Annotated in this window: 5 protein-coding genes; 4 read left to right on the top strand and 1 reads right to left on the bottom strand. The window is 59.3% G+C overall.

What is annotated here, in order from left to right; genetic code table 11:
- Window positions 1-1000 precede the first annotated feature (1000 nt).
- Window positions 1001-4174 (bottom strand): choice-of-anchor D domain-containing protein, encoded by a 3174-nt coding sequence (locus RRB22_15160; protein MDT8385745.1) that lies wholly within the window; start codon window positions 4172-4174, stop codon window positions 1001-1003.
- Window positions 4175-4399: 225 nt separating this feature from the next.
- Between RRB22_15160 and RRB22_15155 the strand changes: the two genes are divergently transcribed.
- From RRB22_15155 to RRB22_15140, 4 genes are all read left to right on the top strand, one after another.
- On the top strand, window positions 4400-4816 hold the full coding sequence (locus RRB22_15155; GenBank protein ID MDT8385744.1) for a hypothetical protein: 417 nt from the start codon (window positions 4400-4402) through the stop codon (window positions 4814-4816).
- A 223-nt stretch (window positions 4817-5039) separates the two neighbouring features.
- Window positions 5040-6383: a TolC family protein gene (locus RRB22_15150; protein MDT8385743.1), complete on the top strand. Its 1344-nt coding sequence runs from the start codon at window positions 5040-5042 to the stop codon at window positions 6381-6383.
- The gene (locus tag RRB22_15145) at window positions 6376-7956 is read left to right on the top strand and encodes an efflux RND transporter periplasmic adaptor subunit (GenBank protein MDT8385742.1); all 1581 of its coding nucleotides are present in this window, start codon (window positions 6376-6378) and stop codon (window positions 7954-7956) included. The genes RRB22_15150 and RRB22_15145 overlap by 8 nt, the downstream gene beginning before the upstream one ends.
- Window positions 7946-11095: an efflux RND transporter permease subunit gene (locus tag RRB22_15140; protein ID MDT8385741.1), complete on the top strand. Its 3150-nt coding sequence runs from the start codon at window positions 7946-7948 to the stop codon at window positions 11093-11095. The genes RRB22_15145 and RRB22_15140 overlap by 11 nt, the downstream gene beginning before the upstream one ends.
- The last annotated feature ends 820 nt before the right edge of the window (window positions 11096-11915 follow it).

The following is an 11915-nucleotide window of genomic DNA, read 5'->3' as shown; positions in this document are numbered from 1 at the left end:
GCTTGAAAAACATGGCCATCCTAAAAAGCTTAGGGCTTAACTAAGTGCCATTCGGCTCTGACCCGAATGGACTTCTATATCGCCAGCTGGGTAAGACTGGAGAAGAACGACAGGTAGCCTACCGTTCTTTATTCAGGGGCAGAATAGCAGAACGGGACCTGACCGCGATCCGGGAGGCAACGAATAAGGCATGGGTGTTGGGTGATGATCGGTTCAAGGCTAGCCTTGAAGCCAGGACGGTGCGGCGGTCGGTTCCGCTGGGGAGAGGAGGGGATAGAATGTCCGCGCAGTATCGGGAGACTAGAAATCAATAACTCTGACCCTATTGATCTGCTATTGGTCTGTGACCCTATTGATCTGGTAATGCGGTGATTTGCCGCCGAGAATAATGCTATGTGTAAAAGGTAAATTACATGGAAGTTTCTCTAAGTAATCTCTCAACAACGATAATAACTTTCGCGATTTTGATGGCAGTCGCATATGTAACGATAACCTTTGCTGTTCATGTCGGATTAAAAAATATAATAACTAACAGAGATATAAGAAATGGCATGATACAAATAGTGTCCGTCCTTATTTTTGTCATTATCGCCATGAAAATGTTTTAAATATAGTCAGTAGGGTGGGCACGTTTTATTTGTGCTCACGCGGGATGAGCCGCCCGAAATGGGTTGGTGCAAGGGGTCGCTGGAGTCTGTGTCATTGATCTAAAGGCCGAAGAATCAGTGACTCTGACTTAGGACGTATGGCGTAGAGGATTCAGGTGGTGCTGTATGAGATCGCGTAAAGTTAATGGTGATATCGCTACCACCATTAGCAGCGTGTGGATCCCGGCCTTCGCCGGGATGACGAGAATTCGGGTCTTATGTAAGTGCCATTCGGCTCTGACCCTCTTCAGCGTAACGCGATGCTGGTAAAGGAAATCGTCCCATTCTTCACGGTGCCCACGCAGTACAGATGAGATACCGCGTGGGCAAAAAACCGTGCCCACCCTGCCTGTCTACCCTCTAAACCACAGCAACAGCACAGCAATAAACAACAGCACCAGACCTACCGCCAGCAGGCGGACCAACAGGCGACAGCAGCGGTCGTCTTCGGGTCTGTTTTCCGGGGGGATGATGGGCTGGTTGCCTTCGACGTATTTGCTGCGTAGCGCTTCCCTGATGATGGGTTTGCCGTCGCGGCTGTAGCCGGTGGCGCGGAACAGGAATTCGTAGCCGCCGGATTCGTGGGTGGCGTAGAAGTGATTGGCGTATTCGCCGTCATCCACTTCGCCGTCATCGAAATAGCCGCTGTCGTAGAGGGCGAGGTGACTGGTGGCGCCGCTGGGGGCACGGGCCTGGACGGTGACATTGCAGCCGGTGGTGGGTAGTCCGGCTTCGCTGACGGCGGCGCTGAGGTGGATGGGTTCGCCGACCTTGACCACGCCGGGGGTGACATAGGCCTGCATGCGCAGGTTGCTGCCGATGCCGATGGAGAAGCCGTAGTCTACCGGCTGGTCGTAGTCGATACAGTCACCGAATACAAAACCAAATTGCAGGTGCTCGCGGTGTTCGGCCTGTAGTCGGTTGACGTGCCAGTTTTGATAGTCCTTGAGATCCCGACACAGCTTGCCTTCGTGCTTGATCACCAGATGCCAGGTGCCGGCATAGCGCTGCTCTTCGGCCAGCGGATTGCGGAATTCGGTGAAGCGTGCGGTTTCGGTGACGCCATGGCGAACCTGGAATCCGGCCGGGATGGCGGTGACGTCGATGATCTCGCCGTTGGGGCTTTCGAGGTAATAGGGCAGTCTTCCCAGACCGAGTTTGTCGTACACCACCACCAGACCGTTGACGTCGCCGCGCAGCACCTCGAAGGCGATGCGATGGGTTTCGCCGACATGGATGGTGGCCACCGGGTCGGCGATTACCGACAGGTCGACGGCGTCCATAAACACCTGGGTGAAGTATTTTTCCAGATCGAAATAGTGTTCGCCGGTGAGGTCCTGATTGACGATGCCCGAATAGGCGCCGGTGGACTGGGCGAGGGTGCTGAGGCGACCGGTATCGATCTCGTCGGTCTTGCCGATACCGACGGCGTAGATTTTTACATCGGCCGGGCGGGTCAGGGCGGTGGTATTGACGGTGGCGAACCAGTTGTTGGGGTCGCGCGTCTGCCCGCCTAACAGGCTGTAGTACTGGCCGTCGGCCGGGTTGAGGTAGGCGGTGTTGTCCTTGCCGTCGGTCAGCACCAGCACCAGTTTGTTCAGTGAGGTCGATGGGGTGGCGCGCGGGGTGGCCAGCTGGGTGAGGGCCACCATCACGCCGCCGGCAATGCAGGTGCTGTTGTCCGGGTTGAGTTCGGTGTGGTTGATCTGGCCGACGATGCCCGGCTGGTTGACCGTGGTGACCAGGGTTATGGGCTGCATCACGTTCACCACGTTGTTGTATTTGACCGTGGTGATGCGGTCCTGCACATCGGGGCGGATCAGTTGCACAAATAGCCGGCCGGCGGTGATACAGGCCTCCTGTTTGGAACGGCTGCCTACCATGTCGCTCATGCTGCCGGAGCGATCCAGTACCAGGGCGGCATCCACGTCCACCGGCTGGACGATGGTCGCGCCCAGCGGAAACGTCCACGATGCGGGGGCGCCGGGGGCATTGTGGTTGTCGATGATCAGCTCGGCGCTGATGCTGCCGGGCGCCTGGTTGGCAAACAGGCCGATGGCGACGATGGTCTCGCCGGTGCCAAAGGCGAGGGGGCCGCAGGGGGTCTGCGGGTCCACCGTATAGGTGCGGCTGGCCGCCAGGTCGGTAATGGAACCCGACTCCAGCTGCAACCCGAACAGGGCGGCATCGGTGCCGGCGATGCGCGCGCGGAAACTCAGCGGCCCGGAGCCGTTGTTGGTCACCAGAAAATGCCGCACGCTGCGAAACCCCTGTTGCACCTCACCAAAACTGATCGCCCCGCTGTGTTGCGGATTGATGGCCGCCTCGGCGATACAGCCGGCGCCGGTGATGGTGATCGTGTGCGGCGAATCCGGCGCATTGCTGGTGACGGTGAGGTTCGCCGTGTGGGTGCCGATGCTCGGCGGCACAAAGGTGATGGGGACGTCCACATGGGCCGTGGGCGCCAGACTCTGGCTGACGGAACCCCAGCTGTAGACACCCGCGCCGGCGGCGACGCTGACGGTGAGGTCCAGCTCGCCGTCATTGCGAATCCGCAGGCTGTCGGTATGGCTGCTGCCGACGGGGTGGGTGTCGAAATGCACGCTGGCGGGATTAAAGCCGATGGCGGCAACGGCGTTGCGGGCGCTGCCATTGCAGGTGATGCTGCTGTCGCCGTTGGCGGGGTCGCGGCTGACGTTGAGCGTGACGCCATTGAAGCTGCCGATGCCGGTGGGCGCGAAGGTGATCTCTACGTCGATATCGTCACTGGGGGCCAGCTCCTGGGGGCCTGAAAAGTTGCTGGAATAGGGCGCGCTGTTGCTGATGCTCTGGATGGTCAGGCAATCGGTGCCGTCGTTTTCGATGGTCACGCTGCGGGTCTCGGTGCCGGTGCCTGCCGGGCCGCCGATGACGCGCTGCGTAAAGTTGAGCGTGCTCGGGCTGATGTCACAGTCGCCCTCGGGCATGGGGCAGCGCGTGGTGTGGCTCGCGCTGCCCGAACTGTAGTGAATGATCAGCTCAATGGAGCTTGCCTCACCCAAGGTCTGGCCGGTGGGGTGGAAGGGCAGCGGGCCCACGCACAGCATCGCGCCCGTGGTACTGCGGCGAATCGCCGTATGCCGCAGTTGCGCGAGGGCGCCGGCGCCGTCGGCGGCATAGATCAGAAAGGCATTGCCATTGCCCTGGCTGGGTTGCAGCACCGGGTCGTCCGTGCTGCCGCCGGAGATGGAACTCAGGAACAGGTTGTTCTCGGTGGGATTGGTGGTGCTGAAGTCGACACTGTTCACCGACACCGTGGTGTCGCTGCGCGTCAACACCGCCAGGTGGCCGTCGCCGAAGAACAGGTATTTGATCACCGAGGTCGCGGTCTTGGAATGGAAGGTTGAGCCCGTTGGGCTTTCGATCAATAGCCCGGTGGCGCTGAGGGTCACGGAACGCCCGTGGGCGCCGCTGGCCGATGGCGCGGTGGACCAGTTGGCGGTGGTCAGAAACAGCCCGGTCTGGATCGATAGCGGTGTGCAGGCCATGATTTTCTCCTCCCTGAACAAAACAGTGTTGTCTTTATTGGCGCAAATGATTCATCCGTGACCTTCCATCCCTGACCTTCCATCCACGCTTTTTAAGTATAGTGAAGAAAAGTGCCTGAACCGGCGCGGGCTGATGCCTACCCGGTTGCCCACACCGGGGGTGATGCTTTTGCGGGCGCAGCCGGCCCTTGCATCCGCCGTCCAACTGGCATACTTTTGCGACTTATGACGACCCCCGGCAAAAACAGGCTGCTGAAACTACTGCTGATCATCATGCTGATCCAGCCGGTGAGCCAGAGCTATGCCATGACCGGGATGGCGATGCCCGGAATGAACGGCGGTCATCATTCCGCAATGGCAAGGGGCATGGCGACAGACACGGCGATGCCGGTGGCTGACGCCTGTCAAAACACCCACCATGCACTGACCGAACCCACAGCGGCACAGACGGCCCCCGCTGTCGCCAATGCCACTGCGGATAACTGTTGCGATACCCAGGCCTGCTGCCCGGCCTTTATGGTCAGCGGGCTGACCGTGCAGCAGGATCGTCCCGATTCCCTGCCGGTAACCTCTGTCGATAGCGCGATGAAGCGTATCGACCTGCCTGCCGAAATCCGACCTCCCCGACAACTCTCCGCGTAGACAGGCTTATGCCGTCCAGTGTCTGGACGCCGGCCTGTTGGCTGTGCGCCGTTTTCGCGCACCTCTCCACGTATCTGTTGATTGACGTATTTTCCTTGTAGCGATAAGCCATCACTGGCACCGGTGTTCTGATCATGCCCGGCAGGGACGACGATCCTGAAGAGCAGTGAGTGACCTGATTGCAGTGATAATGAGTGACGAGAGAACACTTGAGGATGCAACCATGACGATGCCCCTTCACGACCAGCCCCGTGGTCGTTTCATTCATCGCACGGGCAGGACGGGCCGACGCCTGGCGACCGCGTTCGGCCTGTTGTGTGTTGCCACGCTCGCCGTGGCAGAGACACCTTTAACTTCACCACCACTCACACTCGACGCGGCCATTGCGATGGTGGTGAGCGAGAATCCCGGACTGGCCGCGATTCAGGCGCGCGCGACGGCGCTGGCCACACTGCCCGAGCAGGCCGACGCGCTGCCCGACCCGCGCCTGTCGATGAATCTGCTGAACCTGCCGCTGGACAGTCTTTCCTTTCGTCAGGAACCAATGACCCAGTTTCAGGTGGGGATCAGTCAGGCCTTACCCTATCCCGGCAAACTGCGCCTACGCGCGCAAAGTGCCCGGCACGAGGCCGGGGCGGCCGAGGCTGATGTGGCGGAGAAGCGCCTGCAACTGGTGCGCGATGTCAAAACCGTGTGGTGGAATCTGTTCTATCTCGATCGTGCGGTGGAGACCGTGGAGAAAAATTACACCTTGCTTACACAATTTGTCAGCATCGCCGAGACCCGTTATGAGGTGGGGCAGGGATTGCAGCAGGATGTTTTGCTGGCCCAACTGGAACTGTCAAAGCTGCGCGATGCGCGGATTCGCCTGTTGCAGTTACATAGCAATGAGACCATCCGCCTGAACCTGCTGCTGAACCGGCCGTCGGATCAGGCCATCCGGCTCAGCACCAGGGTGAAGGAAGAGCTTCCGCCACTGGCCAGGGCCGCCGACCTGCAGCAGCGCGCCAGGGATCGCCGCCCGCTGCTCTCGGCCCAGCAGCAACGCACCGAGGCGGCGCAGCGTCGGCTGGAACTGGCGCACAAGGACTACGCCCCGGATTTTATGCTCGGGGCCGTTTACGGTTTTCGTGATGGCGATAACCCGGACGGTAGTCGTCGCGCCGATTTCGGTTCCATCCTGTTCAGCATGAATCTACCGCTCTATTCCGGGAGCAAGCAGGACCAGACCGTCGACCAACGCAATGCCGAATGGTTGCAGAAGAAATATGAACTGCATGAACAGGGCAATCAGATCGATGCCGAAGTCAGCCAGGCGATAACGGACTACCAGCGCGCCGCTGAACAGCTGTTGCTGTTTCGACAGGAGATCATTCCCCAGGCCCGCCAGACCGTCGACGCGATGCTGGGCGGCTATCAGGTCGGCAAGGTCGACTTTCTCAATCTGGTGCGTAGCCAGACCACGCTTTACGATTATGAAACCCAATACTGGAAGGCCCTGAGTGCCGCCAATCAGGCGCTGGCCCGCCTGATGGCGGCGGTCGGCGAGGAGAATATCTATGAATAAGCAGCTGATGGTTTTTGTGCTTGTTGCACTGGGGCTGGGGTTTGGCGCGGGCTACCTCGCATCCTATATGGGCGATGGGCCATCGTCTGACACTGCGGATAGCGGCATGGCGGAGAATGGCGCAGACAAGCAGCCCCTGTTCTGGCGCAACCCGATGAATCCCGAGATCACCTCACCGGTGTTCATGCAGGACGAGATGGGCATGGACTATCTGCCGGTGTACGCGGAAGAAGCAGAGTCTAAGCAGAAAGAGGTGTTGTTCTGGCGCAATCCGATGAACCCCGAGATCACCTCGCCGGTGTTCATGCAGGATGAGATGGGCATGGATTACCTGCCGGTCTATGCCGAGGGTGGCAAACCTGACGCCGTTGTGGGTACCGTAAGCATCGACCCCGTGACCGTGCAAAACATCGGCGTGCGCACGGCAAGGGTGGAGCGCAAGACCCTGAGCCGTCAGCTCAATGCCCTCGGTCATGTCGATTTTAACGAGGAACGTCTGGCGCGGCTGCACCCCAAAACCTCGGGCTGGATCGGCCAACTCAACATTAACGAGACCGGTAGGAAGGTTGACCACGACACCATCCTGCTGAGCATCTATTCGCCGGATCTGGTCGCGGCGCAACGCGAATATCTGGTGGCGCTGGAAAACTCGGAGCGGGCGCGTAGCAGCGAGGCGACGCAGATCAAGACCAGCGCCAGACGGGTGCTGGAGAGTGCGCGCGAACGGCTGGAGCTGTTCGACGTACCGGCCCACCAGTTGCAGGAGCTGGAGAAACAGCGAAAAGTCAAAAAGCAGTTACACATCCATTCGCCTTTTAGTGGCAGCGTGATGAACATCGGGGTCCGGGAAGGGCAGTACGTGTCGCCGAAAGATGAGCTGTACCTGATTGCCGATCTGACCCGCATCTGGGTTTATGTGAATGTCTATGAAGATGAATTGCCCTGGATCAGGCTGGGAGACAAGGCCGAGATGCGGGTGCGGGCGGCGCCCGGTCGGCTGTTTACGGGCAAGGTGAGTTTTATCCAACCCACCCTGGACGGCAAGACCCGCACCGTACGGGTGCGGCTGGAGTTCGATAATCCAGACCTGACGCTGAAGCCCGGCATGTTCGCCAATGTGATCCTGCATGCCGATCCCCGGCCGGAGGCGCTGGTGGTGCCGTCGGAGGCGATCATTCGTTCCGGCAGCCGGGAACAGCTATTTATAGTTCGTGAACCCGGAAAGTTTGAACCCCGTGAGGTGCGGCTGGGATTCTCATCCGCGGGCATGACCCAGATTCTCGATGGTGTCTCGGCCGGCGAGGAGGTGGTGGTCTCCAGCCAGTTCCTGATCGATTCCGAATCCAAGCTGCGCGAGGCCACGGCCAAGATGCTGTCGCGGATGAAGGGCGGTGAACCCAGCGCCAAAACGATGAGCGACGAGGATCATTCGAACATGACCATGGATCACTCCGCCCATGGGCAAACATCCATTCCACCCGCGACCTCAGGAACTGACGAGGCTATGCCGGCCAATATGGATCATTCCGATCATTCCGGCATGAGCACGGAGGGCGCTGTCCATGATCACTAGCATCATCGATGCCTCGCTGCGCAATCGTCTGCTGATTCTGATTGCCACCGTGATTGCCATTGCGGTGGGGGTCTGGTCGATAAAAAATACCCCGCTGGATGCCATCCCCGATCTTTCCGATGTGCAGGTGATCGTGTTCACCGAATATCCCGGCCAGGCTCCGCAGGTGGTCGAGGACCAGGTGACCTATCCGCTCACCACCGCGATGCTGGCGGTGCCCAGTGCCAAGGTGGTGCGCGGCTATTCCTTTTTCGGTTATTCCTTTGTCTACCTGATTTTTGAAGATGGCACCGATATGTACTGGGCCCGCTCGCGGGTGCTGGAATATCTCAACTATGTCAGTGCGCGCCTGCCGGCCGGCGTTTCACCGTCGCTGGGCCCGGACGCAACGGGCGTCGGCTGGGTCTATGAATACGCCCTGGTGGATAAAACCGGCCGACATGATCTGGCGCAGCTGCGCTCTATCCAGGACTGGTACCTGCGTTATCCCTTGCAGACCGTGGCGGGCGTCTCCGAGGTCGCGTCGGTGGGCGGTTTTGTCAAGCAGTACCAGGTGGAGGTCGATCCCAACGCGCTGCTGGCTTACAACATCCCGTTATCCAGGGTGCGGCATGCGATTCAACGCTCCAACAATAATGTGGGTGGCAAGCTGATCGAAATGGCCGAGACCGAATACATGGTGCGTGGCCTGGGTTACATCCAGTCAATCGAGGACCTGAACGTCATCCCTGTGGGCGTCGATGACAATGGCACCCCGATCCGCCTGCAGGATGTTGCCCATGTGCATCTGGGGCCCGAGCTGCGCCGCGGCGTGGCCGAGCTCAATGGCGAGGGCGAGGTGGCCGGCGGAGTGGTGATCATGCGCTACGGCGAAAATGCGCTGGCCACCATCCAGCGGGTGAAGGCCAAACTGGAGGAACTGAAAAAGGGCTTGCCGCAGGGAGTGGAGATTGTCCCCACCTATGACCGGGGTGACCTGATCGAAAGGGCGGTGAAAAATCTGGGCGAGAAACTCATCGAGGAGTCCATTGTGGTGGCGCTCATCTCGATCCTGTTCCTGCTGCATGCGCGCTCGGCCCTGGTCGCCATTATCTCGCTACCCATCGGTATCCTGATCGCCTTCAGCATCATGAAGTGGCAGGGCATCAACGCCAACATCATGTCCCTCGGCGGTATCGCCATCGCCATCGGCGCGATGGTGGATGGCGCCATCGTGATGATCGAGAACGCCCACAAACACCTGGAGAAGATGGCCGCCCGCGAAGGTGGCGCACTGAGCTCGGCACAACGCTGGCAGGCGATTACGTCGGCCTCGCGTGAGGTCGGCCCGGCGCTGTTTTTTTCGCTGCTGATTATCACCGTCTCTTTCCTGCCGGTATTCACCCTGCAGGCACAGGAGGGGCGCATGTTTTCGCCGCTGGCCTATACCAAGACCTATGCGATGGCCGCCGCGGCGCTGCTGGCCATCACCCTGGTGCCGGTACTGATGGGGTATTTTATTCGCGGCAGGATTCCCGCAGAGGCCAGCAACCCGATGAATCGCTGGCTGCACGCGATACACAGCCCGGCGCTGCATCTGGCAATGCGCTGGCGGGGGCTTACCCTGGTGTTCGCGGTGCTGCTATTGGCCGCCACCGCCTATCCCCTGAGCCAGCTCGGCAGCGAATTCATGCCGCCGCTGGATGAGGGTGACATCCTTTATATGCCGACGACTTATCCGGGGCTGTCGATCACCAAGGCCCGGGAGATCCTGCAACAGACGGACAAGATTCTGAAAACCTTTGCCGAGGTAGAGACGGTGTTTGGCAAGGTGGGGCGCGCGGAGACGGCCACCGATCCCGCCCCGCTGGCGATGCTGGAGACCACCATTCGGCTGCGGCCCAGATCGGACTGGCCGGATCCGGACAAGACCACCAAACAGCTCATGAACGAGATGGATGCGGCGATCCGCTTCCCGGGGCTGGCCAATGCCTGGACCATGCCCATCAAGACCCGCATCGACATGTTGTCCACCGGCATCAAGACGCCCATCGGCATCAAGGTCAGCGGGCCTGACCTGATGGTGCTGGAGTCGGTGGCCGGTGATGTGGAACGGGTGCTGAAACAGCTGCCCGACACGCTGTCGGCCTTTGGTGACAAGGCGGCAGGCGGCTACTACCTCGACTTCGATATCCATCGCGAGGAGGCCGCGCGTTATGGGCTGACAGTGGGCGATGTGCAGGACATCATCCAGACCGCCATCGGTGGCATGAACGTCACCCAGACCATCGAGGGCCTGGAGCGTTACCCCGTCAACGTGCGTTATCCGCGCGAGTTGCGTGACAACCTGGATGACCTGAAGCGGGTGCTGGTGCCGACCCCCAGCGGCGCGCAGATTCCCCTGTCGCTGGTCACCGAGCTCAAGCTGAACCGTGGCGCGCCGTCGATCAAGACCGAGAACTCCCGTCCCAATGCCTGGGTGTATGTGGACATCAGCAGTTCGGACATTGGTGGTTATGTCGCGAAGGCCAAAGAGATTGTCGACCGGCAGGTGGAGATTCCACCGGGTTATACCCTGGTATGGTCGGGCCAGTTTGAGTACATGGAACGGGCGGCGGCCAGTCTGCGGATTGTGATCCCGGCCACCCTGCTGGTGATCTTCCTGCTGCTGTATTTCAATTTCCGCAACGTCAGCGCGCCACTGGTAGTTATGTTGTCCATCCCGTTTGGCCTGATCGGTGGTTTCTGGCTGGTGCACCTGCTCAACTTCAATCTCTCGGTGGCGGTGGCGGTCGGCTTTATCGCCCTCGCCGGTGTGGCGGCCGAGATCGGCGTGCTGGTGCTGACCTTCATCGATCAGGCCGTCGCCGAACGGCGCGCGGCGCAGGGCCCATTGCAGGCGGCCGATATTATGGCCGCGGTGCACAAGGGCACGGCGGAGCGGGTGCGACCCATCGCCATGACCGCCACCGCGATTATCGCCGGCCTGTTGCCCATCATGTGGGGCAGCGGCACCGGCTCGGAGGTGATGCAGCGCATCGCCGCACCGATGGTCGGCGGCATGGTCACGGTAACCATACTGAGCCTGCTGGTGTTGCCGGTGATCTATGGCCTGGTGTTGCAGCTGCGGGAAAAATATTCTCCACGCGAGTCGGGGTGATAACAGGAGAGGGTAGTCAATGCAGGAAATAAAAAACTGCCCGGGACCGTTGAAAGGGAGGAGTCGTATCGCTGTCACCGGGCAGCGGAAAGGGGTAGGGATGTCTTTCCAGGCATCTTGTAGGTACGTGTACTGACGAGTGGATACTATGCGAAAAATACGCGCTCATTGCATTGATAATTCTCAATCTGTCTTTGACAAACTCCAGGAAGATATTTATGGCGCTGACTATTCGGAAGCAAGTATCAACAAACGAAACGAATCGAGTAAAAAAACTACTCAACCAATCAGTGAATGTCGAAGTAACCCAAGTATGGAGCGCATATGTGTACGGGTAGACGCTTTTTAGAAGGCGTATTAACTGTCCTTAAACCATCTATGGATGAGTCGGTAATTGCAAAAGCGGAGAGTGAATTCGATTTGCCCGTTGGGGTCCTGGATAAAATGTCTACTGCGAATTCAGAATTCAAGCATGAAGGCCAAATAACATTGCAATTGAAGCATTAGCCGCATGGCGCCGGCTGGGCCCAGGCCGACTGGGTGACCCCCTGCCTAGCGAGTTCGCGAGGCATCTCGCTGCGTGACAGTATGTATCTCGTCCATCTGCAGTTCGGCTAGCATCGAGAGTATCGCTACACCTTACCGTGCGACCAGGGTTGTGTTACGTAATAAGCAGCCAATCTTTATCAGCATGCCCCCCACTTCGCGGGAACCGATTTTTGCCTGAAGTTATAATAATTCGGTTTACAGAATCTATTTATAATCTTGCCTCGTCAGAAAAATTCATGGGTAGTTTTCGGGACAGGTAGCGCTCCAAGCG

This window comes from Gammaproteobacteria bacterium (assembly GCA_032250735.1).
Taxonomy (GTDB): Bacteria; Pseudomonadota; Gammaproteobacteria; order SZUA-152; family SZUA-152; genus SZUA-152.
This window is presented reverse-complemented; position numbering and strand designations above follow the sequence as displayed.

Bases quoted from the DNA above. Each gene is read 5' to 3' on its own strand.
- RRB22_15145 (MDT8385742.1), top strand. From the start codon at position 6,376: ATGAATAAGCAGCTGATGGTTTTTGTGCTTGTTGCACTGGGGCTGGGG.
- RRB22_15155 (MDT8385744.1), top strand. From the start codon at position 4,400: ATGACGACCCCCGGCAAAAACAGGCTGCTGAAACTACTGCTGATCATC.
- RRB22_15160 (MDT8385745.1), bottom strand. From the start codon at position 4,174: ATGGCCTGCACACCGCTATCGATCCAGACCGGGCTGTTTCTGACCACC.
- RRB22_15150 (MDT8385743.1), top strand. From the start codon at position 5,040: ATGACGATGCCCCTTCACGACCAGCCCCGTGGTCGTTTCATTCATCGC.
- RRB22_15140 (MDT8385741.1), top strand. From the start codon at position 7,946: ATGATCACTAGCATCATCGATGCCTCGCTGCGCAATCGTCTGCTGATT.